Annotated in this window: 29 protein-coding genes; 24 read left to right on the top strand and 5 right to left on the bottom strand. The window is 37.4% G+C overall.

Annotated features, from left to right (window positions below; translation table 11 throughout):
• Positions 1–116 precede the first annotated feature (116 nt).
• Positions 117–722, bottom strand: coding sequence for a bifunctional nicotinamidase/pyrazinamidase (gene pncA, locus NK356_RS01650; RefSeq protein ID WP_034698270.1), 606 nt, complete (start codon positions 720–722; stop codon positions 117–119).
• Positions 723–936: 214 nt separating this feature from the next.
• Between pncA and NK356_RS01645 the strand changes: the two genes are divergently transcribed.
• From NK356_RS01645 to NK356_RS01625, 5 genes are all read left to right on the top strand, one after another.
• A complete protein-coding gene (locus NK356_RS01645) occupies positions 937–2,079 on the top strand; it encodes a DEAD/DEAH box helicase (protein ID WP_034698269.1) in 1,143 nt (380 codons plus the stop codon).
• A gap of 216 nt (positions 2,080–2,295) precedes the next feature.
• Entirely contained in the window at positions 2,296–2,832 is a 537-nt protein-coding gene (locus NK356_RS01640) for a YfiT family bacillithiol transferase (RefSeq protein ID WP_034698267.1), read from the top strand.
• Positions 2,826–3,287, top strand: a complete 462-nt coding sequence (locus tag NK356_RS01635; RefSeq protein ID WP_253316052.1) for a DUF1569 domain-containing protein — start codon at positions 2,826–2,828, stop codon at positions 3,285–3,287. Before NK356_RS01640 ends, NK356_RS01635 begins: the two co-directional genes overlap by 7 nt.
• Positions 3,284–3,664: a bacillithiol system redox-active protein YtxJ gene (ytxJ, locus tag NK356_RS01630; RefSeq protein ID WP_034698265.1), complete on the top strand. Its 381-nt coding sequence runs from the start codon at positions 3,284–3,286 to the stop codon at positions 3,662–3,664. Before NK356_RS01635 ends, ytxJ begins: the two co-directional genes overlap by 4 nt.
• A complete protein-coding gene (locus NK356_RS01625) occupies positions 3,661–4,257 on the top strand; it encodes a Crp/Fnr family transcriptional regulator (protein WP_034698263.1) in 597 nt (198 codons plus the stop codon). Before ytxJ ends, NK356_RS01625 begins: the two co-directional genes overlap by 4 nt.
• Positions 4,258–4,407: 150 nt before the next feature.
• On the opposite strand, the gene NK356_RS01620 is transcribed toward NK356_RS01625, so the two are convergent.
• Positions 4,408–5,829 carry a PLP-dependent aminotransferase family protein gene (locus NK356_RS01620; RefSeq protein ID WP_034698261.1) on the bottom strand — a complete coding sequence of 474 codons (1,422 nt, stop codon included), beginning with the start codon at positions 5,827–5,829 and terminating at the stop codon, positions 4,408–4,410.
• 96 nt (positions 5,830–5,925) lie between these two features.
• On the opposite strand from NK356_RS01620, the gene NK356_RS01615 reads away from it, so the two are divergent.
• The 15 genes from NK356_RS01615 to NK356_RS01545 all read left to right on the top strand — a co-directional run bounded on the left by NK356_RS01615 (position 5,926) and on the right by NK356_RS01545 (position 18,958).
• Positions 5,926–6,810 carry a DMT family transporter gene (locus NK356_RS01615; RefSeq protein WP_156106531.1) on the top strand — a complete coding sequence of 295 codons (885 nt, stop codon included), beginning with the start codon at positions 5,926–5,928 and terminating at the stop codon, positions 6,808–6,810.
• Between the two features lie 521 nt (positions 6,811–7,331).
• On the top strand, positions 7,332–7,928 hold the full coding sequence (locus NK356_RS01610; protein ID WP_253316051.1) for a Crp/Fnr family transcriptional regulator: 597 nt from the start codon (positions 7,332–7,334) through the stop codon (positions 7,926–7,928).
• Positions 7,929–7,979: 51 nt separating this feature from the next.
• Entirely contained in the window at positions 7,980–8,594 is a 615-nt protein-coding gene (locus tag NK356_RS01605; RefSeq protein WP_253316050.1) for a Crp/Fnr family transcriptional regulator, read from the top strand.
• A 216-nt stretch (positions 8,595–8,810) separates the two neighbouring features.
• A complete protein-coding gene (locus NK356_RS01600) occupies positions 8,811–9,587 on the top strand; it encodes a hypothetical protein (RefSeq protein ID WP_051934533.1) in 777 nt (258 codons plus the stop codon).
• 73 nt (positions 9,588–9,660) lie between these two features.
• Positions 9,661–10,248 carry a ferritin-like domain-containing protein gene (locus NK356_RS01595; protein WP_253316049.1) on the top strand — a complete coding sequence of 196 codons (588 nt, stop codon included), beginning with the start codon at positions 9,661–9,663 and terminating at the stop codon, positions 10,246–10,248.
• Positions 10,249–10,310: 62 nt separating this feature from the next.
• The gene (locus NK356_RS01590) at positions 10,311–10,613 is read left to right on the top strand and encodes a hypothetical protein (protein ID WP_156106529.1); all 303 of its coding nucleotides are present in this window, start codon (positions 10,311–10,313) and stop codon (positions 10,611–10,613) included.
• A 15-nt stretch (positions 10,614–10,628) separates the two neighbouring features.
• Positions 10,629–11,006 (top strand): hypothetical protein, encoded by a 378-nt coding sequence (locus NK356_RS01585; RefSeq protein WP_034698249.1) that lies wholly within the window; start codon positions 10,629–10,631, stop codon positions 11,004–11,006.
• A gap of 56 nt (positions 11,007–11,062) precedes the next feature.
• Entirely contained in the window at positions 11,063–13,201 is a 2,139-nt protein-coding gene (locus NK356_RS01580) for a catalase (RefSeq protein ID WP_253316048.1), read from the top strand.
• A gap of 48 nt (positions 13,202–13,249) precedes the next feature.
• Positions 13,250–14,428: a zinc-dependent alcohol dehydrogenase gene (locus NK356_RS01575; protein ID WP_034698245.1), complete on the top strand. Its 1,179-nt coding sequence runs from the start codon at positions 13,250–13,252 to the stop codon at positions 14,426–14,428.
• 34 nt (positions 14,429–14,462) lie between these two features.
• Entirely contained in the window at positions 14,463–14,963 is a 501-nt protein-coding gene (locus NK356_RS01570; RefSeq protein ID WP_253316047.1) for a CinA family protein, read from the top strand.
• A 5-nt stretch (positions 14,964–14,968) separates the two neighbouring features.
• A complete protein-coding gene (locus NK356_RS01565) occupies positions 14,969–15,766 on the top strand; it encodes an SDR family oxidoreductase (RefSeq protein ID WP_253316046.1) in 798 nt (265 codons plus the stop codon).
• Positions 15,767–15,778: 12 nt separating this feature from the next.
• Complete coding sequence (locus NK356_RS01560) at positions 15,779–16,525, top strand: SDR family oxidoreductase (RefSeq protein ID WP_253316045.1); 747 nt, start codon at positions 15,779–15,781, stop codon at positions 16,523–16,525.
• Between the two features lie 27 nt (positions 16,526–16,552).
• Positions 16,553–16,717 carry a hypothetical protein gene (locus NK356_RS01555; protein ID WP_253316044.1) on the top strand — a complete coding sequence of 55 codons (165 nt, stop codon included), beginning with the start codon at positions 16,553–16,555 and terminating at the stop codon, positions 16,715–16,717.
• Between the two features lie 23 nt (positions 16,718–16,740).
• Positions 16,741–18,270 carry an FAD-dependent oxidoreductase gene (locus NK356_RS01550; protein WP_253316043.1) on the top strand — a complete coding sequence of 510 codons (1,530 nt, stop codon included), beginning with the start codon at positions 16,741–16,743 and terminating at the stop codon, positions 18,268–18,270.
• Between the two features lie 31 nt (positions 18,271–18,301).
• The gene (locus NK356_RS01545) at positions 18,302–18,958 is read left to right on the top strand and encodes a DUF6766 family protein (RefSeq protein WP_253316042.1); all 657 of its coding nucleotides are present in this window, start codon (positions 18,302–18,304) and stop codon (positions 18,956–18,958) included.
• Here the strand turns inward: NK356_RS01545 and NK356_RS01540 are convergent.
• Positions 18,940–19,743, bottom strand: coding sequence for an AraC family transcriptional regulator (locus NK356_RS01540; protein ID WP_253316041.1), 804 nt, complete (start codon positions 19,741–19,743; stop codon positions 18,940–18,942). The two genes, NK356_RS01545 and NK356_RS01540, sit on opposite strands and share 19 nt — an antisense overlap.
• 173 nt (positions 19,744–19,916) lie before the next feature.
• Here NK356_RS01540 and NK356_RS01535 point away from each other — a divergent pair, with 173 nt between their 5' ends.
• Positions 19,917–20,996 carry an Atu1372/SO_1960 family protein gene (locus tag NK356_RS01535; protein ID WP_253316040.1) on the top strand — a complete coding sequence of 360 codons (1,080 nt, stop codon included), beginning with the start codon at positions 19,917–19,919 and terminating at the stop codon, positions 20,994–20,996.
• Positions 20,997–21,152: 156 nt separating this feature from the next.
• On the opposite strand, the gene NK356_RS01530 is transcribed toward NK356_RS01535, so the two are convergent.
• Positions 21,153–22,604, bottom strand: coding sequence for a PLP-dependent aminotransferase family protein (locus tag NK356_RS01530; protein WP_253316039.1), 1,452 nt, complete (start codon positions 22,602–22,604; stop codon positions 21,153–21,155).
• Between the two features lie 101 nt (positions 22,605–22,705).
• On the opposite strand from NK356_RS01530, the gene NK356_RS01525 reads away from it, so the two are divergent.
• The 3 genes from NK356_RS01525 (at position 22,706) to NK356_RS01515 (ending at position 24,439) form a co-directional block, all read left to right on the top strand.
• On the top strand, positions 22,706–23,161 hold the full coding sequence (locus NK356_RS01525; protein WP_253316038.1) for a cupin domain-containing protein: 456 nt from the start codon (positions 22,706–22,708) through the stop codon (positions 23,159–23,161).
• A gap of 151 nt (positions 23,162–23,312) precedes the next feature.
• Entirely contained in the window at positions 23,313–24,197 is an 885-nt protein-coding gene (locus NK356_RS01520) for a dihydrodipicolinate synthase family protein (RefSeq protein WP_034698219.1), read from the top strand.
• An 8-nt stretch (positions 24,198–24,205) separates the two neighbouring features.
• Positions 24,206–24,439, top strand: coding sequence for a hypothetical protein (locus tag NK356_RS01515; RefSeq protein ID WP_034698216.1), 234 nt, complete (start codon positions 24,206–24,208; stop codon positions 24,437–24,439).
• Between the two features lie 145 nt (positions 24,440–24,584).
• Here NK356_RS01515 and NK356_RS01510 read toward each other — a convergent pair whose 3' ends face one another.
• Positions 24,585–25,091, bottom strand: a complete 507-nt coding sequence (locus tag NK356_RS01510; protein WP_034698213.1) for a pyridoxamine 5'-phosphate oxidase family protein — start codon at positions 25,089–25,091, stop codon at positions 24,585–24,587.
• Positions 25,092–25,354 lie beyond the last annotated feature (263 nt).

Raw genomic sequence — 25,354 nt, 5'->3', positions numbered from 1 at the left:
GTATTTTTAGGATAAAAAACAAAAAGCGCAGAATTATTTTCTGCGCTTTTTTATTTTATTAAGCTATAAATTTTAAAATTCATAACTCATCATTTATAATTCATCATTAAAAAGAATTACCCTAATACAGTTACTCCTTTTTCAATCATTTCATAGATGGCATCTCTGCCGTTGTCAGGTTTTACGTTGACAGCACGTGTTCCATTGAAGTGAAGACAAGTGACATATCCGTTGGCTACGGCATCCTGCGCTGTAAATTTAACACAATAGTCTAATGCCAGGCCTACGATTTCTACCAGCTGAATATCATGATATTTCAAGAAGTCATCCAAACCGGTTTTCATAAAGTGGTTGTTATCCTGGAAACCGCTGTAGCTGTCAATTTCAATATTTTTACCTTTCTGTACAATGTGGGTTACTTTGTCTCTGTTCAGATCTTTATGGAATTCTGCCCCAAAAGTTCCCTGAATACAGTGATCCGGCCACATAAATTGTGGAACTCCATTTAAAATAATACTTTCTCCTACCTTTCTTCCATTGCTGCTTGCAAAACTTTTATGACCTGCAGGATGCCAGTCTTGGGTAAGAACCACCTGATCATATTCATTTTCCTCCATCAGGAGATTGATGTATGGAATAATTTCGCTGGCTCCAGGGACTGCAAGTGCTCCGCCTTCACAAAAATCATTCTGTACATCGACTATTATTAACGCTTTTTTCATATTTTGATTTCTCGAATTTTTGATAAATTTACAAAACTAATCTTCAAAAATTTGTCCAAACCTGAATTATCGGACAAATCGACAACATAAATTTTCAATGTTTATGAATGAAAGGCATAAAATTTTAAATAATTGAAGTTTATCTGCAGCCTATTGTATTTTGAGGCTTACACCAAATATCAATAGCGTATCTTTGCAGCAAATAAGTATTTTTATGTCATTTGAATCGTTAGGATTATCACACAATATTATTCGTTCTGTCAAAAAACTAGGGTATTTAAAACCATTCCCCATACAAGAGCAGGCTGTTCCTGTCATCTTGCAAGGGAAGGATCTGATGGGAATTGCTCAGACAGGTTCCGGTAAAACAGCTTGTTTTGTGATGCCGATTCTAGAAAAATTACAGAATGCGGAAGTTAAAAAAGACCGTAATGTTCAGGTTTTAATATTGGTTCCTACTAGGGAATTAGCTATTCAGATCGATGAAGTTTGCAGAGCATTCACAGAAAATCTAAAGAGGGAAGTGCGTACGATGGCCGTGTATGGAGGTGTTTCTATCAATCCACAGATGAAGGGAATGTTTGGAGTGGAAGTTTTGATTGCAACTCCGGGACGTTTGCTGGATTTAATTGATCATAATGCATTGAGTATTTCAGGAATTAAACATTTGGTGATTGACGAAGCAGATAAAATGTTTCAGCTAGGATTTGGTGAAGAGATGAATAAACTTTTTGCCATGATGCCTGTAGCGAAACAAACTACTTTATTTTCGGCAACATTAAATGATAAAGTGGCTGAAATGAAAGAACGTCTTTCCATCAATCCTACGATTATTGAGATTAAAAAAGAAGAAGTAGAAATTGATAATATTGAACAATTAGCCTATCATGTTGCTCCGGAAAATAAAGGACCTTTTTTAAGATACCTGATCAAAGAAAAGAAAGTAGAAAAGGCTTTGATTTTTGTTTCATCTACAAGATCTGCAGATAATCTGGTAGAGAAACTTAAAAAGAATAAAATAAAAGCAGTGGCTATTCACAGCCAGAAATCTCAGGGAGCGAGAAGAAATAATCTGGAAGAATTTAAAGTAAACGGAGCTCAGATTTTGGTGGCTACAGACTTAATTGGGCGAGGAATCCATATTGAATCTCTGCCATGTGTTATCAATTACGAGTTGCCGCGTTCACCACTGGATTATATTCACCGTATTGGTAGAACAGGGCGTGCCAACGAAAAAGGAACAGCTATCAGTATTCTGACGGATGATGAATTGCAGCATTTCAGAGTGATTCAAAAGAAAATGGGGAGAAAAGTAACCCTGCAAAGAACAGAAGGTATTGATTTACATGGATATTAATACTTCATTATAATTAAGAAAGGCTTTAGTTTATACAATTGAAGCCTTTTTTAATGAAAAATCGATACCACAAAAATCATTATCGGTATAATTAATGCTTTATTCACTTTATATTCTTGAATTTTTGATAAATTCGCACAAGCTGATATTCGTCAATTATTCTAATAAATAATAGTAATACCAATCGGTAATAATAAAAAAATTAAAACCTGAACAATGAGTGATTTAGAGAAAAAAAAGTTTCCAATAGGCCCGTTTGAAGTGCCTGAAAACATTTGTGATACCACATTGGATACTTATATCAAAGTAATCAAAGACTTTCCTGGGCGGCTAAAGAATCTCATTGAACATTTTACAGACGATCAATTGGATACTCCTTACAGAGAAGGAGGCTGGACAGTAAGACAGCTTGTGAACCATCTTTCTGACAGCCATATGAACAGTTTTATCCGGTTCAAACTGGCGCTGACAGAAGAAAACCCTACCATAAAGCCTTATGATGAAGCGAAATGGGCGGAACTTCAGGACAGTTTTCATATGCCCGTAAAACCGGCCATGAGAATGCTGAAAGGAACACACCAAAGATGGGTAGTTCTTCTTAAAAGTCTTACCAATAAACAGTTTGAAAGAACTTTTCATCATCCTGAGCATCAAAAGAATTATAATTTAAGAGAAAGCCTTGCTTTATACGTGTGGCACTGTAATCATCATTTTGCTCATATTGAAAATCTGAAGATAGAAAAAGGTTGGTAAGGAAGAGTCTCAATAATCCAATATACTATCAGGAAATTAAAGACAGAATTTCTCTGTTATCTGAAAATTCTCATGGGAAATGGGGAAAGATGAATGTATGTCAAATGCTAAAGCATTGTGATTTAGTTCTTCAGGTGGCTTTGGGAAAGCTCGAGCTTCCCCGTATTAATGTCATGTTTGAGGCAGTAGGGATTTTTACTAAAATAGAAATGCATATTTTCAATAATGGAATTCCCAGAAACATGCCTACTTTTCAAAAACTAATCGTTAATTTTGAGTGTGATTTTGATGTATCAAAAACCAATCTGCTGAAAACGCTGGAAGAATTCCGGGAAGTCTGTGAAAAAAACAACCTGCCGGACCGCCATAGATTATTCGGTACAATGACTGAAAAAGACTGGACATTTTTAGAGTACAAACATCTTGATCATCATCTAAAACAATTTAATGTATGAGTTTTTTTGATAAAATATTCGGTGGTAAAGACGAAACCCCTGACCAAAAAACATTTTGGAAAAAGATAGAATCTGAAGAAGACCTAGCCAAAGCAATGGAAGACTCTTTTCAGAATAAAATAGCCATATTCAAGCATTCTACAAGTTGCTTTATCAGCAGAACTGTTCTGAAAAATTTTGAAAAAGAAATAGAGAATTCAGATCAGCCGGTGAATGTTTACTACCTGGATTTATTGGCTCACCGACCTGTTTCTAACAAAATAGCAGCAGATTTTGAAATCAGACACGAAAGTCCGCAACTGATTGTCATAGAGAACGGAAAACCTCTTAACAGTGCTTCACACCAGGACATTTCTTTAAGCCAGATTGTATCATGAAGAATATAAATAATTATTTAGCCAAAGTTTTAAATGTTCCGCTTCAGAATGTGAATACGTGTAGTCTGCACTATGAAGTAAAGAAAATTCCTAAAAATCAGTTTCTTCTTCAGTATGGCGAAATCTGCCGTCATATTTTCTTCGTAGAAAAAGGGCTGATAAAGATGTATTCCATTGATAAAAACGGAAAGGAACATATTATACAGTTTGCTCCGGAAAGTTGGCTGATTTCTGACCGAAGCAGTCTTTATTTTAATGAGAAATCTATTTACTATATAGAAGCAGTGGAAGATTCTGAAGTTTTGTTTCTTCATCCTGATTTCTTCAACAAACTGGTAGAACAATTTCCGAATAGTATTGAAAGAAGTGATTTCCTTCTTCAGAAACATATCAGAAGTCTTCAAAACAGGATCAACTCTTTATTGGGAGAGACTGCAGAAGAAAGGTATATGAAATTCATAAAAATGTATCCGGATTTACTCCTGAGAGTTCCACAATGGATGATTGCTTCTTACCTCGGAATTACTCCTGAGAGCCTGAGCCGTGTAAGAAAGGAGCTGGCGAGAAAAAATTTCATCCCGGATAATAAATAAGAAAGGCTGGGAGATGGAAGAAGGAGGCTTGAAGTTCTGGTGAATAAAAGAACTTCAAGAGTTATAAGATATCCTTTACAATATCAATAAGAATTGAGATAAGTTATTTTTAAAACTATTTTAACTTCCATCTTCCAGCCTCCATCTTCCTTACTTTAAATAAATCTTTTTGGCAAGCTGTCCAACCTGTCTGAGTTTTGCCTGTGTATCTTCTGACCATGGGAGTCCTATGCAAAGTCTCATACAATTTTCAAACTGTTCCTGAAAGGTAAACATTCTTCCGGGAGCGATACTGATGTTTTGTTTGATGGCCAGATCGTATAATTCTGTTGTTCGAATTTTTTTATCAAATTCTACCCATAAAGACAAACCTCCCTGCGGACGACTGGTTTTTGTACCTTCAGGAAAAGATTCTGCAATGGTCTGTACATAGTTCTGGTAATTGAACTGTAATGTTCTGCGAAGCTGCTGAAGATGTTTTTCATATTTTCCGGATTTCAGAAAATTGGCAACAGCTTCATTCACAATCGAAATAGAAGATGTAGAATGCAGAAGTTTAAGCTTCAGAATTTTATCTTTATATTTTCCTGGTGCAATCCAGCCTACACGATATCCGGGAGCTAAAGTTTTGGAAATAGAGCTGCAATACAGTACATTTCCGTCTTTATCGAAAGATTTACAGCATTTCGGGCGACTGGAACCAAAATAAAGGTCTCCATAGACATCATCTTCTATTAAAGGAATATTATTTTCAGAAAGTATTTTTACAATTTCTTTTTTGTTTTCATCAGGCATACAGCTTCCCAAAGGTGAATTGAAATTGGGAATCAAAAGGCACAGATCTATTTTAGGAATTAATTTTTTTAAAGCCTCAATTTCTATTCCGGTAGTAGGATGGGTAGGAAGTTCCAGAACTTTTAATCCCAAACCATTGGCAAGCTGAAGGATTCCTGGGTAACAAGGACTTTCGATAGCAACGGTGTCTCCTGGTTTTCCTAAAGCCATTAAACAGAAAGAAAGAGCATTCATTCCTCCATTGGTGGTAATCAGGTCATTTTCGCTCAGATTTCCTCCCCATTGCAAGGAACGTACAGCAATCATTCTTCTTAATTTCAGATTTCCCTGAAGTTCTTCATATTCGGTGCCGCCGTCTTTTAATTCCCTGGTGGCGTTTACAATTTCTTTCTTAAGTTTAGCCTGAGGTAAGAGAGCTCCTGATGGAATACCAATAGAGAAAAAAGTAAGGTCTTTTTTACCCATATTTTCATATACCTTACTGATCAGTTCATCCGGCTCATCATTATTGGCGATCAATGATGGGCGGCTTACTTCGGGTAAAGGAAGTTTGGCAGAGAGCAGCTGGCTTACAAAATAACCAGATTGTGGCTTAGATTCTACCAAAGACTGTGATTCCAGTTCCAGAAAAACACGCTTGGCCGTATTCATACTCACCTGATGTTCCTGGCATAGCATTCTCACGGAAGGAAGCTTGTCTCCTGTCTTTAGAATACCATTTCTGATCTGTCCTGCAATGCCGTCTGCAATTTCTGTATATAAAAATTCTTTACTCATATTTTTAAACTGTGCTCATGCAAATATACAAAACTGATACTGTGTTTATTTAATTATCCTTTCTAATTTTGAATATTAATTAAAAGCTTGAATAAAATGATGACAAAACAACTATCAAAAGATGAAAATATAAATGGCTGGATCAATGGATTTATAGGTGTCGTCTTATTTAGTGGCGGTTTGCCGGCTACTAAATTAGCCGTAATGGAAATGAGTCCTACTTTTGTAACTATAGTTCGTGCAGCGGTTGCAGGTGTTTTGGCGCTTATCGTATTATGGCTGGGGAAAGAAAAACGTCCTGTCAAAAAAGATCTGATTCCATTATTGTTGGTTTCTCTTGGCTGTGTGGTTGGGTTTCCCCTTCTTTCTGCGTTGGCACTTCAATATCTTACTTCAGCGCATTCTATTGTATTTCTGGGAATGCTCCCTTTGGCAACTGCTGTATTTGGTGTGATGCGTGGTGGGGAAAGACCTCATCCTATATTTTGGTTTTTTTCGATTGTAGGAAGCCTTCTGGTGATTGGCTATGCTGTTTCACAAGGAATATCAGCATCACCTATTGGCGATATTCTGATGCTTCTTGCCGTTATTTTATGTGGTATGGGCTATGCTGAAGGAGCTAAATTATCTAAAACGTTAGGAGGCTGGCAGGTAATTTCCTGGGCTTTGGTATTGGCACTGCCTGTAATGATTCCTTTATTTTTTATTTACTTTCCTGAAAATATTCAGCAAGTCAGCTTTCAGGGATGGTTTGGGATGGCTTATATTTCTCTTTTCAGTATGTTTATTGGTTTTATCTTTTGGTATAAAGGATTGGCGCAGGGAGGTATTGCTACGGTAGGTCAGCTTCAGCTGCTTCAGCCTTTCTTTGGTCTTGCACTGGCTGCCTGGTTTCTTCATGAGCAGGTGAGTATGGGGATGCTGGGTGTAACGGTAGGAGTGATCCTATGTGTTGCAGGAACTAAAAAATTTGCAAAATAATGAAATATAGAGCATTCCTGAATTCAGTTATAACAAAAATAGGTCCATCATAATTTCCTTTTGCCTCATCACTACAAAAATCAGGATGAATTTTATTTCCAAATAAATCCAATCCCTTCCGGTACAATATAAGGTGTGCGGTTTTTTCAAAAAAACTTATATATATCACAAAAACCCATAACAACAAAATATCAAAAAAATAACAGATTTTCCTGTTGTTACTTTGAAAACCCTGTTTTAATCAAATAAAGCGGGGTTTATTGTTTGGTATTTTTACATATTGTTGAAACTGAAATTTTTAAAATAAGATATCAAAAAAGCAATTTAATTGTGTTTTTAGTAATGATATTTAATTAATAAATGCAAAAAGATTTAAAGTTGTTGAAATTTTTAACATTTTTTAACTTTAATAATAATGATTAAGGTGCGGTTTTTGCATGCATCTTAGAATCGATTACCAATAATATTTTTACTAAGACTAGGAAGATAGGAAGAAGAAAACAATTCCAAAAAAAGCTATTATGGTTATCGACGAAAACATTTTGATTTCAGCGGGAGCAGAAACGAGACGTTATACCCCTTCAGAAGTAATATTCTGTGAGGGAGATATTCCTACCTATTATTACCAGATTATTAAAGGAGAAATAAAACTCAACAATTATAATGAGGAAGGAAAAGAATTTATTCAGAATATATTATCAGACGGGGAAAGCTGCGGGGAGTCTATTCTGTTTATAGAGAAACCTTACCCTATGAATGCTGAAGTCATTACAGAATGTAGTGTTCTGAGGCTTCACAAATCTGTATTTTTCAATTTGCTGAATCAAAATCCTGAATTGTACATGGAGGTTAACAGCTTTCTTTCAGAACGCCTGTATTATAAATTCATTATGATGCAGAGCCTCTCTTCTCAAAACCCTTCTATACGGCTTAGAGGACTAATGGATTATCTTAAAAGTTCTCAAAAAGATTTGAGTCCTTATTCTTTTTTAGTTCCATTAACCAGGCAGCAAATGGCTAGCCTTACAGGGCTTTGTGTGGAAACCGCGATAAGAACGATTAAACACATGGAAAGAGATAAAATTGTGAGAATTGAAAATCGTAAAATTCTATATTAACCTTATTTCAGGCATATTATTTGTTTTTCATTAAAAAAATCCATTGAAATTATGAAAACAATAAGCTGCATGAATATTGATGAAAATCTTTTGTACTCCTATGGCGCAGAAGACAGGATATATAAAAAAAAGGAAGTTATTTTTAAAGAAGAAGATCATGCGCTTTATTATTATCAGATTGGTAGTGGAAAGGTGAAGCTCAATAATTATAGTGAAGAAGGAAAAGAGTTTATTCATAATATTTTAGGTAAAAACCAAAGCTTTGGGGAAGCAATGCTTTTTCTTAGTCAGGATTATCCTGTGAATGCAGTTTGTCTTGATACCTCCAGAATTATAAGGCTTCCCAAAAATAATTTTCTGGAAATGATCGATAAACATCCTCATCTTTCTCTTGAAATGAATGCCTGTTTTTCTCAGGAAATTTATTATAAATTGAAAATGATGCAGAGCCTGGCTTCACTAAATCCTATGCAGAGACTGAAAGGCTTAATGGATTATCTTAAAAGCTATCATGATGAAGACTGTCATCATTGTTTCCATATTGCATTTACACGTCAACAGATTGCCAATCTTACAGGTCTCCGTGTAGAAACAGTGATAAGAAACTTAAAGAAAATGGAAAAGGAAGGTATACTCACTTTAAAGGATAGAAAAATTTTATATTAATATCAATAACATGACTCAGGTCATAAAAAAGTGAGTTATTCTGTCGTACATTTGATTTATTCTTCAACACTATTCTTAAGCCCTTAGTAAAAGGCACGCAAAAAAGCATTTGCTTTTTATTTTTCCATTAAAATTACCGACACTCAACTGTTGCCGTCTAATACTAGTCACGGACTGCAATACCCATCACTTAATATTAATATAAAAAATTCAGTTATGAACACTAGAAATTCAAGAAACAGCAGTTCAGGAAGACGTTCGCATTCGCCGGAAAATCTTGAAGAAGTATACCAGTTAGGGTATGATCATGGTTATAATGATGCAACCAGAGATGAAGATTACGATGATGATTTTTCAGAATATGAAAATTATTTTGATGAATATGATGACGATGATGATTATGATGAAGATGACTATGATGAGTACGATGACGATGATTATGATGACGATGATGACGAAGATTACGACGATGATGATGATCAGAGAGGCCGCAGCGGAGGAAGAGGCGGTTCCAGAAGTGGAAACGGAAATCAGCAGAGAGACAGCCAGGGAAGATTTACTTCTGGCAGAGGAGGATCACGTGGAAGCAGCTCTGGGGGAAATTCTCGTGGAAGGTCAAATTCAGGTTCAGGAGGACGAGGCAGATCATCATCAGGAAGTGGTACTTCTGGTAGAGGAGGGTCAAATGGCAGGAATTCGAATGGTAATTCCGGTAACCGATCCAATTCTGGTTCAGGTTCGAGATCAGGAGTAAGATCTTCCAGTTCTGAATCCAACTCAGGAAGAAGGGGTTCTAATTCTAGATCAGGAAATAATAGTAACAGTAATAGTTCGGGCCGTAGTTCGGGTTCCGGTTCAGGCAGTTCCAAAAGAGGTTTTGCAGCAATGAGCAAGGCAGACCGTACAAGAATTGCAAGAATGGGCGGACAGGCATCCCACGGAGGCGGAAGATCTTCTGGTCGTTCCGGATTCGGTGGCAGACGTAATTCATAATTCTTTTTCCAGGATTGCCTCTTTATTCTTATATAAGGAGGTAATCCTTTAATAACAAACACCATTTTACACCATGCCCAATAAAATATTAGAAACCGATAATGCTGTTTCTGCTACCAAAAAAGGAATAGCAGATAAGGATACTGTTAATAAGGATGAAATGAAAAGTTCTCCCCTGCATAAATTTTTTGTAAGTGCTCTTAAAGATATTTACTATGCAGAAAATGCCATTCTTGAAGCACTGGAAAAGATGCAGGAAGCGGCTACAACGGAAGAACTGAAAGATGCTTTTGAAGATCATCATCTTCAAACCCAAAAACACGTTAAACGTCTGGAAAAAGTCTTCCAGCTTATTGACGAAAAGCCTGAAAAGAAAGAATGCAAGGCCATAAAAGGTATCATCGAAGAAGGCGATGAAGTCATCAAATCAACAGAAGATGGCTCTGCAACAAGAGATGTAGCATTAATTATTGCTGCACAGAAAGTAGAGCATTATGAGATTGCTACTTACGGCGGGCTGGCTCAGCTGGCCATCACTATGGGCCACGACAAAGCTGCAGATCTTCTTGAAAGAACACTTCAGGAAGAGGAAGATACAGATTGGCATCTTACGGAGATCGCAGAAACATCCATCAATTTTGATGCAGAACAAGAAGACTAAACTATGCAATAAGCCATGTAGCTTGTTCTATATGGCTTATTTTAACCATGAAATCAAAATATATGGACTGTCAGAAAATCATAAAAACACTGAGACACAAAGATTTTGTAAAAGTATCCCATACAGGAAAGTGTTTCGAGAACGGAGCTGCAATTTATGCTAAAGAGATCAGAGAAAATATCTTTCTTTTATTTATCATTCTGAAAGACATTGATATTGAAAATATACAGGCGTTAATTGCTCATTTCGACTGCTTCGGCAGCATAGGATTAAAAGAACCGGAACAGATCATGTTTTATTTATCCATAAAAGATAAAAGTGACTTCCATTATTTTGAACAATATCTGAAAACTTCCAATAACTAATACCATTTTTTATATATGACATTTGAAAACGACACATTACAACATTCCGGATTGAATGACAAAAATAATGCGCTGGAAAACGAGTCTTTATTTCCGCCTATCATCAATTCTTATGGGGTTACAGCTTTTCTTATTAAATCTTTGGAAAAGATTAAAAACAATGCTACCTGTGAAGTCTTGAAAGGAGTTATAGATACTTATCTTGAAGAATATATACTTAATATCCGTGAGTTTCATTCCAGCAATACAACGAATGTCACGGATTTGGGCACTGAAATAAGATTTGAATCTCCTGCTTTCACTTTGTATGCTAAAACCGCTTATTATAAAGTTTTGAAAGAGGAAGAATACATTAACAGGCTTCTTGAAATTCTTGAGAATAAAACAGATTGATTCCATACTGACACGTTCTTGAGCTTCTTTGAAAATACACCCACCACAAAAAGATTATGAATATGAAAACCAACGAAAACAATAAAAAAACAGAACAACTGGACTTGCACAGTACTTCCAATGAAGATCAAAAACTTACTACCAACCAGGGGCTAAAGATCAATAATAATCAGGATTCTTTGAAAGCCGGAGAACGCGGTCCTTCCTTATTGGAAGACTTTATTCTCAGAGAAAAAATAACTCATTTTGACCACGAAAGAATTCCTGAAAGAGTAGTGCATGCAAGAGGCTCAGGAGCTCATGGTATTTTTAAACTTAATAAAAGCCTGGCAGCATATACCAAAGCGAAGTTTTTAACACAACTGGGAAAAGAGACTCCTGTTTTTGTAAGATTCTCCACTGTTGCAGGAAGTAAAGGAAGCACAGATCTGGCAAGAGATGTAAGAGGTTTTGCTATAAAATTTTATACTGATGAAGGGAATTATGACCTTGTAGCCAACAATATGCCTGTATTTTTTATTCAGGATGCCATCAAATTCCCGGACCTGATACATGCTGTAAAACCGGAACCCGATAATGAAATTCCACAGGCAGCTTCCGCTCATGATACATTTTGGGACTTTATTTCACTGATGCCGGAAAGTATGCACATGATTATGTGGATAATGAGCGACAGAGCCATTCCGAGAAGTCTCAGAATGATGGAAGGCTTTGGGGTACACTCTTTCAAATTCATCAATGAGGAAGGAAAGTCTCATTTTGTAAAATTCCATTTTAAGCCCAGACTGGGAGTGCATTCCGTTGCATGGAATGAAGCTCAGATTCTTTCAGGAATAGATTCTGATTTTCATAAAAGAGACCTCTGGGAAGCCATTGAAAACGGTGATTATCCGGAATGGGACTTCGGAGTACAGTTGATCCCTGAAGAAGATGAACACAAATTTGATTTTGACCTTCTCGATCCAACAAAACTGGTACCCGAAGAAGAAGTTCCTGTAGAAATTGTTGGAACTTTAACGCTTAACAGAAACCCTGATAATTTCTTTGCAGAAACCGAGCAGGTTGCTTTCCACCCGGGCCACATCATCCCCGGAATTGATTTCACCAATGATCCTTTGCTTCAGGGAAGATTATTTTCATATACAGATACTCAGCTTTCAAGACTGGGATCACCCAACTTCCATGAAATACCGATCAACAGATCCATCAATACGGTTCATAACAATCAGAGAGATGGTCATATGAGACAGCAGATTGTCAAAGGAAAAACAAGCTATGAACCTAATTCTATCGGAGGAGGCTGCCCTTTCCAGGCCATGATGTCTGAAGGCGGATTTGCTTCCCAGCAGGAAAGAGTTTCCGGAGAGAAAGTAAGAGAAAGAAGTAAAAGTTTTGTTGATCATTATTCACAGGCTAAACTATTTTATAACAGCCAGTCTACACCTGAAAAATTACACTTGCAGAATGCTTTGATTTTTGAATTGTCTAAAGTGACACGTCCGGAGATCAGAGAGAGAATGGTGGGACAATTAGGATATATTGATATGATCCTGGCTTGGAGAGTAGCAGAAAAAGTAGGGGTAGAAGTTAAAAAACTGGATTGGCCTAATCAGAGCTTACCTGCGGACAGTAATATTGTAGAACTTCAAAGTGAAGAAAGGGAACCTAAAACAAAAATTTCTGATGCATTAAGTATGAGACATACGGTGAAAGACACCATTAAAAGCCGGAAAATAGGATTTATTCTGGCCAACGGAGCTGATGGTGGTGCAATCAATGATCTCAAAACAAAACTTGAAACAGAAGGAGCAAAAGTGGAATTGATTGCCCCAAGTCTGGCTCATATAAGAACCAATGATGGCGCAGAACTGGCCCCGAAACATACGTTGACCAATACTTCAAGTGTGTGCTTCGATGCCCTTTATATCTGTTCGGGTGCGGATTCCGTAAGTGAGCTGATGATTGCTGAAAATAAGCACCTTGTTCTGCATTTTATCAACGAAGCCTATAAACACTGTAAAGCCATTTATTTCGGGACAGATACTCAGGCCCTTTATCATAATTCCAATGTATCAGCAAAACAGCATGACGATCCGGGAATTATTACCTGGGAAGACGGAAAACCAACAGATAAATTTATTAATGCCATAGCCAAACATAGAGTCTGGGATCTTGAAATGGAAAGAAACGCTTAAATCATAAACATCCTTCACACCACACCCATCACTTTAAATATTCAAATTATGAAAGCAGCAGTTTTTCACTCACCAGGTAAGATTACCTGTGATACCGTAGAAGATCCCAGAATTCTTGATGAACGCGATATTATTCTGAAGGTGACCTCCACAGCAATATGTGGCAGTGACCTTCATATGTACTCCGGGGGAATTCCCCAGGCCAGACCCATGGTTATGGGTCATGAATTTATGGGCATTGTAGAGGAAACCGGAAGAAATATCAGTCATTTAAAAGTAGGTGACAGGGTAGTAGTACCTTTTCCCATAGCTTGTGGCAGCTGTTTTTTCTGCCAGCATGATCTTCCCACAGCCTGCGAGCACAGCAATCCTGATCATTATGGTCCTGAAGGAGGAATTCTTACAGAAAAAGGAGGTGCATTATTCGGATACAGTGATCTTTACGGAGGTTATGATGGCGGACAGGCACAATATGTAAGGGTTCCGTATGCGCATTTTGGTCCAAGAAAAGTTCCGGAAAACCTTACTGATGAACAGGTTTTATTTCTTACAGATATTTTTCCCACTGGCTATACAGGTGTAATGTGGGGAGAATTGAAGGGAGGAGAAACCGTTGCCGTTTTTGGCGCAGGTCCTGTAGGTACAATGGCTGCCAAAAGTGCTATTCTGCATAATGCCAAAAAGGTTATTGTAATTGATACTCTTCAATACAGATTGGATCGTATTAAAATGCTTACCGGATGCGAAACCATTTTGTGGGAGGATGCAGACAGTGCTATAGAGCAGATCAGAGATATGACAGACGGCCGTGGAGCCGATCTTTGTATTGAAGCCGTAGGCTTTGAACCAGAAAGAAGTTTTATAGACCGTGCAAAAGCAGTAATAAACTTCGAAAAAGGCTCTGTTAAGGTTCTGGAAGCATGTATGAGTGCCGTAAGACGAGGTGGTACCGTATCTGTTTTAGGAGTTTATCCTGTCAATTATGATAATTTCAGACTTGGACAAATTTTTGACAAGGGAATTACCATTAAATCAGGACAGTGTAATGTTCATCCAATCATAGACAAACTTATGGATTATGTGGTAACCGGAAAAATCACCCTTGATGATGTAATTACCCACCGTTTATCCCTTGAGGAGGTAAGTAAAGGGTATGAAATCTTTGATAAAAAAGAAGACGGATGTGTAAAGGTCGTTCTGGACCCGTGGAAGCTTACAAGCTTTTAGAATAAATACAAACTAATGATTCAAATACACTATTATGGATTTCCAAAAAAATCTTCTAGAATATATCAGCCAGTCACTTATGACCATTGATGAGAGCATTTCTATTGCAGAAAGTGTTACCTCGGGATGTTTACAACTGGCTTTTTCACAGATGCCAAATGCTTCAATGTTCTATAAAGGAGGAATGACAACCTATTCTTTACCTGAAAAAGTAAGACTATTAAAGGTCAACAGACAGGAAGCCGAAGAATGTGACTGTGTTTCTGAAAATATTGCAGAAACAATGGCATTGAATATCGCAAAATTGTATGAATCTGACTGGTCTATTGCCACAACAGGCTATTGTACCCCGATCAGGAATTCCGGCTATAAAATTTTTGCCTATTTCTCATTTTCCTATAAAGGTGAGATTATTCTGACTAAAAAACTGGAACTGCATCCCAAAACTCAGGCCCTGAACGCGCAGCTATACTATACAGAATTTATTTTGGGCTGTTTTAAAAGTGAACTTAACAGGCTTTTAATCTTAAAATAAAATCTATGGAACGCAAAAATCAATTTGCACTCATTACAGGTGCTACCAGTGGTATTGGTTATGAACTCGCGAAACAGTTTGCCATGAACGGCTACGATCTTGTTATTGTGGCCAGAGACCATGAAGAACTGGTAAGAAAAGCTGAAGAATTTAAAAACTATGGAATAAACGTGATCAGCATCTCTAAAAATTTGTTTTTGGAAGAAGAAGCCTATTCTCTTTATTCTGAATTGAAAATGAATGCAATAAGCCCTGAAATATTAGTTAATGACGCAGGACAGGGAGTGTATGGGAAATTTCAGGATACGGATATTCACAGGGAAATAGATATTGTTCATTTAAATATTATTTCGGTTCTCATCCTTACAAAGCTCTTTGTTAAGGACAGGCTTCCAAAAGGATCAGGAAAAATTCTTAATCTCGCTTCTGTGGCCAGTAAAGCTCCCGGTCCATGGCATTCGGTATATCATGCTACCAAGGCATTTGTTTTGTCGTGGTCCGAAGCCATTCGTGAAGAATTGAAAGACTCAGGAATAACAGTTACCGCACTTTTACCAGGGCCTACAGATACTGATTTCTTTAATAAAGCAGATATGAACCGCAGTAAAATTCTGGATGATAAAGACAGTCTGGCCTCTCCGGAAGAAGTGGCCATTGACGGATATAATGCGTTGATGAATGATGAAGATAAAATAATTTCAGGCCTGAAAAATAAACTGTCCGTAGCCATGACTAATCTTTCAAGTGATAGTATGGCCGCTCACAGAATGGCAGAAATGCAGAAACCCACTGAGAAAGAATAAAAGGATTATGAAATGGGAAAATTAAATAATAAATCTGTCTTAATTACCGGAGCCGACAGCGGAATTGGTAAAGCAGTGGCTCTTCTTTTTGCTGTGGAAGGAGCAGATATTGCCATTATTTATCATTCGAGCGATAATGATGCTGAAAAAACGAAAAGAGAAATTGAAAACCTGAATAGAAAATGCATCATCTTTCAAGGAGATATCAATGATTATGAATTTTGTGAAAAAACAGCGAAAGAAGTTAATTCAGCATTTGGAAAAATTGATATTCTCATCAATAATGCCGGAGTTCAATTTCCTGCAGAAAGCATAGAGCAGCTTGAAGAGAAAAACATCAGACAAACCTTTGATTCCAACATTGTCGGAATGATTTTATTAACGAAAGTTGTATTTCCTTATCTGAAAGAAGGAAGCTGTGTAATCAATACCACTTCCGTTTCTGCCTATCAGGGACATGCTGAGCTCCTTGATTATTCCGCTACAAAAGGCGCTATTGTTTCTTTCACCCGCTCATTGGCACTGCAGGCCAAGCCAAAAGGAATACGCATTAATGCGGTTGCTCCCGGACCTGTAGCTACACCACTTACTGAAGAAACATTCGACGAAAAAGAAGAAAATCCCAACAAACCTCCTTTGGAAAGAAATGCAACGCCCGAAGAAATAGCCTTCAGCTTTCTTTTTCTGGCAAGTCCAGATGCCTCACAGATGACAGGACAGGTGCTTCATCCCAACGGTGGATTGATTGTAAATGGTTAAAAAGTAACCCATCAAAATATTAAACATATGAAAACAACGGCATTCATTTTAGGAGTACTCAGCTTATTTGCTTTTACTTCTTGCAGATGTAATATTGATGAAGATGAAAACAGAAAAAGAGACCAAAAGAACAACCCGCCCAGTGCTGGCAAAACAGGTCTGCCTGAAAGCGATACATTAAGTATCAGATAAGTTTAACAAAAAATATTTTGGTTATGTACAGAGACGGTGCAAGAAAAAGTATATGGCAGGAAGAGGTCAGGAAATTTTCTACAGAAACTGATCTCCATTCGCTATTTGATGTTGCCATAATAGGAGGTGGAATTACCGGAGTTTCAACAGCCCTGAAACTTCAGGAATCCGGAAAAAAATGTATCATTCTGGAAGCTGCCAATATCGGATTCGGAACAACAGGAGGTACAACGGCTCATTTAAATGATTTTTTTGATACAACCTTTACACAGGCCATCCGCGATTTTGGTTTGGATAATGCTAAACTCTATGCAGAATCCGGACATGATGCAATTGAAATTATTGAAGATAATATCGATAAATACAAGATCAGTTGTGATTTTACCAGAAAATCAGCGTACCTCTTTGCCCTGGATGAAAAACAGGAAGAACGGTTGAAAAGTATTGTTGAAGGAGCTGAAAACGTTGGCCACGAAATGAGCTACGTGAACGAAATTCCTTTTCCGGTTCCTTTCAAAGAGGCGGTATTAATTCCCGGACAGGGGCATTTTCATCCTATTAAATATACAAAAGCACTTTGTGAAGCATTTATTAGGCTTGGAGGTTTTATTCAGGAAAACTGTCTTTGTGAAAGTCATGATGAGCAGGAAGATCATGTTATTTTAAAAACTTCAAAAGGAGAAATAAAGGCACGAAATATTGTTTACGCCACTCATATTCCTCCCGGAGTCAATATTCTGCACTTTACCAATGCTCCTTACAGAAGCTATGCGATGGCATTTACCCTGAAAAACGATAAATATCCCTGGGAGTTAGGCTATGATCTTTGTGAACCTTATCATTATTACCGTATTCAGAATATCGATGGTGAAAATCTTTTAATTGCAGGCGGTGAAGACCATAAAACAGGGCACGCTGATGATACGGGAGCATGCTTCTCTAGGCTTGAAAATTATGTGAGAAAATACTTTGATGTGGAAACGGTATTCTACAGCTGGTCCAGCCAATACTATGAACCGGTGGACGGGCTTCCATACATTGGAAAACTACCGGGAACTCAGGAAAGAGTTTTTGTGGCGACAGGCTTCAGAGGAAACGGAATGATATTCGGGACACTTTCATCGCAGATATTGCATGATTTGATTATTACCGGAAAAAGTAAGTATGGAGACTTATTTAATCCTTCAAGAATCAAACCTGTCGCTGGATTCTCAGATTTTGTGAAGGAAGCAGCCACTGTGGCATTTGATTTTGTGAAAGATAAAATTTTCAGGGATAAAATTGAATCCTTTTCAGAAGTTGGAGAAGGCGAAGCAAAAGTGATCCGCTACGAATCCGAATCTTACGCACTTTACAAAGAAATTGACGGGACTTTACATTTGCTTAGGAGTACCTGTCCACATGCGGGATGTGAAGTGCGGTGGAATAGTGCCGAACTGAGCTGGGACTGCCCATGCCACGGTTCGAGATTCAATATTAACGGAAAAATCCTTACCGGGCCAGCCACGCAGAACCTGAAAAAAGTATTTCCTTATCAAAAACGTGATTCTTAAACCTTGAACTTTAAACTTTAAACAAAAAAAAATGTCACGCCCCAGTTTCTTTTATCGCAACAGCTTAAGCATTGTTCTGATTACTCTGATGATTGTCTTTCTTACAGGACAGTTTTTTACCGGTTGGAAAACGGAAAACAAAGAATTGATTGAAAACGGGCAGGCTGCTTTAAAAATCAGTGAATACATTCACAGCGGACATTTCATACAGGCCACTTTTGAAAACTGGGAAAGCGAATTCCTCCAGATGATGATCTACGTGGTATTAACGATTTCTCTCAGGCAAAAAGGTTCCAGCGAATCAAAATCTATGACAGAAAAGGAAGAGGTAGACAGGGATCCTGCAGTACATCCCAAAGCACCATGGCCCGTGAAAAAAGGAGGAATTTGGCTGAAACTCTATCAACATTCCTTATCACTTGCATTTGCAGTCCTGTTTCTGGTGAGTTTTACCTTGCATTTCTATGGAAGTCTTACGGATTTTAATGATGAGCAGATGATGAAAAATAAACCGCCCGTAACAGCATTGCAATATATTTCAGAATCAAGGTTCTGGTTTGAATCTTTTCAGAACTGGCAGAGTGAATTTCTGGCGGTTGCTTCCCTTGTTCTTTTATCAATTTGGCTGCGTGAAAAAGGCTCTCCCGAATCGAAACCCGTGGATATGCCTCATGATGAAACGCCCTGACTTTTATTCACTTTTGGCTTGGTCTGCATAATCGCAAAATAAGATGATGTGAACGCTGAAAGACTTTGATATCCTACTTTATAAGCTACTTCACTCAAGGTATATTGTTTGGTATCTATCAATTCGATACTTTTTAAAATCCTGGTCAGCTGCAGATATTTTTGTAAGGTAATTCCTGTTTCATTTTTGAAAATTCTCTGGAGACTTCGCACAGACATTTGCGCTTTTTCGGCTAAAGAATCAATATCCAGATTATATTTAAAATTAGTGTTGATATCATTGCATACAGGAATCAGCCTGGTATCAGCAGGTACAGGAATTTCCAGGCCGCTGCTTTCCTTGCAGAAATTAGGAAGACTTTTTAAAATAGCTTTAAAGAAGATATCCTGTTCTTCATTTTCATCCAGAGATTGGTTCCATTTTGAGGCATAAAAAAGCATTTCTTTCAAAACAGGGGGAACGGCAAATACCTGAACATTCTGATAAAATTCATCTTCAAAAACAGATTTGAAAAGGAATACCATCAGATTAACGGTTTGTGCCTCTGAAGTAATTTTGTGGGCTTTTTCTGAGGGAATCCAGATGACATGATGTTGTGGGACAAGATAAATTTTCCTGTCAATATGAAAATACTGATAGCCTTCTTCCACAAATGTAAGCTGAGCACGGTTATGCCTGTGTTCGTAATCATCATGTTTCCAGTTTTTTTCGCACCATACGTAAGCTTCTTTTTCTATAGAATCTACAAACTGGCTTTCTGTTTTTTCAATCAGTCCACATTTCATGTTGTCGTTTTATATGTATATTTTGGCAAATTTAATAAAAACGACAGTAGTAATTTTGTATTATCAATGTAATAACTACATGATTAATCCAAAAAATAATCTATATCTTATTCAGAATGAAAAAATTATGTCTTTTTTTTATTTTAATTTTATTATCTAATAACACTCAGATCATGGCACAAAATAAAGCTAAAATATTGGTTCTTATCCATTCCGATAATGGCGGAACTTACGAACTGGCTAAAGAAATAGCCAAAGGAATTGAAAGCGAAAACAATGCGGTTCCTTATATCAAATTAGTCAAAGCCTCATCCAATTCAACCCTGAAAAATCTTCCTGTAGCAACAGTAGATGAACTTACCTCTTATGATGGAATTGCTTTTGGTTCACCGGTTTATTTCGGGAATATCAGTACGGGGATGAGTGAATTTTTATCGAAAACCGTTCAGTTATGGACCAATCATGCTTTGGAAGGAGTTCCTGCCACTGTCTTTATGTCAGCGGGAAGTGGAGCAGGAAAGGAGCTTGCTCTTCAGGCCTTCTGGAACAGCCTTGCTGTGCACGGAATGGTATTGGTATCTAATGGAATTCGTGGAACAGAAGAGCTAAATAAAGCTATCCCACAGGGAAATACGGTGTTGGGAGTTACCAGCATGGCTTCTCTGAAAGATGTGGAAAGACCAACGAAAGGAGAACGAAATATTGCTGAACTTCAGGGAAGAAATTTCGCAAAAATAGCACTGGCGTTAAAGGATACACATCCTAAGAAAACAGTAGCTGTTACTCAAAATCACCAGAATTTCAGTGAAATACTGAAGCAAAAAAATATTACACTTCCACAGGTTCCGAAACCGGCAGGAAATTATCAGCCGTTTGTCCGTTCGGGAAATCTGGTATTTATCAATCAGGTTGCTTTAAAAGACGGTAAAATTTTTAATCCTGGGAAATTAGGTGTTGAAGTAAATGAGCAACAGGTAAAAGATGCTACAAAAGTAACGATGCTGAACGTAATTTCAGTGTTAAATGAAGCAGTGGGAGGAGATTTGAGCAAAGTAAAACAATGTGTACAGCTTACCGGAATTTTCAATACCAAAGATGATTATACAAAACATGCAGATCTGATGAACGTTGCTTCCGATCTTGCTGTTGAAGTCTTCGGGGAAAAAGGAAAACATGCCAGAGCTACTTTGGGGGCTTCTTCTATTCCTGTAGGTTCTTCCGTAGAGATTCAGGCTGTCTTTGAAGTAGAGTAGTGTTCCATACTCATTTAATCATTTCTGCCTTATCCAAATTAATAATTTTTTTTACATAAAAATCTTCCAGATCTGACAGGTTACACAAAGCATACAAATCTGTGTAATCTGTAAAATCTGCGAGGGATAAAAACATCCGGTATAAATTATTTCCCATTATAATTCAACCTTATCTTGGGTCACAAATCTTGAAAAAATCTCAGCAATCAAAGGAATACTTTGCTCCAGTTGTTCCTCAGAAAGTGCCCCATAACTTAATCTGAATCCGTTCACCTGATTTTGACTGTATTGTTTAGGATGAATAATCTTAATATTTCTATCTAGTAATAAAGCTGTTACCACATCCCAATCCAATTGTACTTTAGGAACAATCCAAAAAGCCAGACCACCTTCGGGGAGCGTAAAATCAGCAATATCTTTCATATTTTTTTTCAGCAATTCAAAAACAAAGTCTCTTTTGTTCTTATAATGTACGGTTGCTTTTCTGATATGCTTTTTTATGGCACCTTCTTTAATGAGCTGAAGAACTGCCTGTTCCATAATGACATCTCCATGCACATCAATAATCTTTCTCAGATCACCAATTCTTTTCAGCAGTTCCTGATTTTTAGTGGCCAGATAACCAATCCTCAAAGCGGGAGCTACCACCTTGCTTAAAGTTCCGATATACACATAATTGTGCAGTTCGGGAAAACTTGAAATCGGGAGAATAGGACGATATCCGAAGTGAAACTCATTATCATAATCATCTTCAATGATGGTCATATTGTACTGATTTGACAACTCAATCAGTTTTAATCTTCTTGAAAGGCTCAGCGTAACGGTAGTAGGATATTGCCTGTGAGGAGTACTATATAATGCTTTTATATTCCGATGCTGTTTTAAAAGTTTTTCAACAGCCTCGACACTGATTCCTTCATGATCTACAGGCACGAACAAAAGCTGTGCTCCCGCATACTGAAACGCTTGCCATGCAGGCTGATAGCCGGGATCTTCTACAATAACGATGTCACCAGGACTTAAAAGACTCTGAGCAGTAAGGAACATGCCCATCTGACTGCCTCGGGTAATAGAAATTTCGTTTTCATGAATATGCATTCCGCGCTGATGATTAAGCATCTGGGAGATCATTTTTCTGAATTCCATATCTCCATGTTCATCTCCATAACCCATCATCTGCCATTTGGCTTTAATACTGAAAATCTGCCTATAAGCTCTTGCCAGTTCTGTTACAGGGGCAATTTTACTATCGGGATGGCCATCATCGAAATTAATTAAAATTCCGTTAGGCAAGACCTGCTGATTTTTAGAATCATGCAGTGCATCTGCATTTTTTTCATGCAAGACAGGGAGATTTTCTGATACGAAAATACCTTTTCTTTCTCTTGAAATTACCCATTCTTCATTAATCAGCACCTGATAGGCTTCTACAACCGTATTCCTGTTTATTTTCAAAGTCTGTGCAAGATTTCGGCTTCCGGGAAGTGCATCACCCGCTTTTAATCTTCCTGTACGAATATCAGCGATAATAGTATCCGCAATCTGTAGGTAAACAGCTTTATCAAGCTTTTTATCAATTTCTAATTCCAATTTCCAAGGGCGTAACATCTGGACTATCTATTTATGTAAAAACTGAATCATTTAAACAGTCCAAATATAAAATAATTTTGTCATGCAATAAAGCACAAAACCATAATAATTTTAAAATCATGGATAAGAAACAATTCAGTTCTAAAGATTTTCACGAAACTTTTGCAAGACCAAAGTATGTAAAACCAAGCCATTTGATCCATAAAAATGTAGAAAATGCAGGAGAGCACAACCAGTTTTCAACAGAAAGAAAGCATCCCGTTTTCTTTGTAGACCTACCGAGTAAGAATGTGAGCATGACGATTGGAGGCTTAACTCCCGGACAGCAAACCAACAGACACCGCCATACGTATGAAACCGTATTATTTGTCATTGAAGGAAAAGGCTGGACAGAAGTAGAGGATGAAAGAGTACATTGGGAAGCTGGTGATGCTGTATATATTCCTTCCTGGGCCTGGCATAAGCACCAGAATCGGAGTGATACCGAACCTGCCAAATATATCGCCTGTGAAAATGCCCCTCAGTTGCAGAACCTGGGAGTTGCTTTAAGAGAGGAAGAAGGAAGAGATCTTTAATATGAATATTTTAAACCATTAAGGGAAACCGTTTTTCTGTTGTATTTGATATCGGATATGATTTTTTAAGCGAAGCTAGTCTTACTATTCTTAAAAGCTTATTCTCTCTTAATGGTTTAAAAATAATCTTAAACTTTTAAACAGAAAAAACATGAAAAATGTACCATTCAAAGGGATTATAGCTTATCCCATAACTCCTTTTGATAAAAATGAAAAAGTAGATATTCCGCTTTTCAAACATTTGGTAGAAAGGCTGATCACTTCCGGAAGCCATGGTATTGCTCCATTAGGGAGTACAGGAGTAATGCCTTATCTGTCTGACGAAGAAAAAGAAGAGGTTACTGAAGCTACTTTACAGCAGGTAAAAGGCAGAATTCCTACGTTGGTAGGGGTTTCTAACCTTACGACAGAGAAAACCATTCACCATGCTCAGTTTGCAGAAAAAGCCGGGGCAGATGCGGTAATGATTATTCCAATGAGTTACTGGAAGCTAACCGATGATGAAATTGTAGCGCATTATGACGCCGTAGCCCGTAAGATTTCCATTCCGATTATGGCGTACAATAATCCGGCAACAAGTGGAGTAGATATGTCTCCGGCTTTGCTGAAAAGGCTGCTTGAAATTCCCAATGTAACAATGATCAAAGAAAGTACGGGAGACATCCAGAGAATGCATTATCTAAGGAGAGAACTGGGGGAAGAGGTAGCGTTCTATAATGGTTCCAATCCTTTGGCTCTGGCTGCATTTTCTGCGGGAGCAAGAGGATGGTGTACGGCAGCCCCCAATCTTATTCCTGAACTGAATATCAGTCTTTATAATGCTGTGGAGGAAGGTGATCTTGAGAAAGCAAAAACGATTTTCTATCAACAGTTTGATCTTTTAAAATTTATTGTGAACAAAGGATTGCCAAGAGCCGTGAAATCCGGTCTTAATATTCTGGGCGAAGATGGCGGGAACTTAAGAAGCCCTTTAAAACCTTTACACGAAAAAGAAACCGAAGAATTAAAAAATATTATTAAAACCCTTATTAATTAGTAAATCGTATGAAAAAGTCCATTTTTTATCATGCAGGATGTCCTGTATGTATCAGCGCAGAACATGATATCGTTAACCTTATAGGTTTGGAAAATGTTGAGATTATCCATTTGGGTAATGATAAAAGCAAAATTGAAGACGCGGAAAATGCAGGTGTAAAATCTGTACCAGCATTAGTAACACCCAATGGGAATGTACTCCATATTAATTTTGGAGCGTCTATGGAGGATGTGAAAGGTTAGAATATCATTAATCTTGTATAAACGGCTCAAATTCTTGAGCCGTTTTTTTATCTCCCGCAGATCACACAGATTACGCAGATAATTGGGTTTAAATCTGCTTAATTTGCAAGATCTGCGAGAGAATTTATTGCTTATTCCGAACTTTTTAAATGATTGCATTTCCTTCAATACCGTCAGCATTATTGGTTTTATGCCCTGTTATGGCAGAAGCTACAAAACTGAAAAGACTAACCAGTTTTCCTGCTTTGGTGTCCCAATAATAGGTTTCTTTAGGTTCTACACGGATAATGGTAACATTAGGGTCATCTTTTCCGTCAAACCATGCTTTAGCCAGAGGAGACCATTTATCTTCTATCGTTGCTTTATCTTTATAAACAGAGGCTTTTCCGTAAATTGAAAGATATTGGGAATCGCTGTTGTTCATGAAAAACAGTTGTACTCTTCGGTCTTCTTTTATCTCAAAATTTTTGTTGCTGGTACCGCTACTGATAAACCATAGATTTCCGCTGTCGTCTGTTTCCTGAAGGGTCATTGGCCTTGAATTGATGGGAGTGGTTTCCAGTTCTGTACAAAACATACATATTCTTGCTTTTTCTGACAGCTCTTTGATCTTTTTGATCGCTTCGAGGTGGGTAAGATTTTGTGTTGACATACTATACTATTTTAAGTGATTGGTATGTATTAAATTATTCAAATACCTGACCAAAAGGGAATAAAGTGTGGTACCTGGGTTTGATTTATTATATTTTTTTTTTGGAAAAACGCAAAGGCGCTAAAGATTTTATAAGATTGATGTTTTTTAGGGCGCAAGGATTTTATCCCCGATAAAATTTGATAATATTCACTTACTTCCTACAAATAATTGATGAAAGATTTGCGTAATTGGCAGAATTTGCGAGAGAATTAATATGTGAT

The organism is Chryseobacterium sp. S0630, assembly GCF_024158915.1.
GTDB lineage: Bacteria > Bacteroidota > Bacteroidia > Flavobacteriales > Weeksellaceae > Chryseobacterium.
This window is presented reverse-complemented; position numbering and strand designations above follow the sequence as displayed.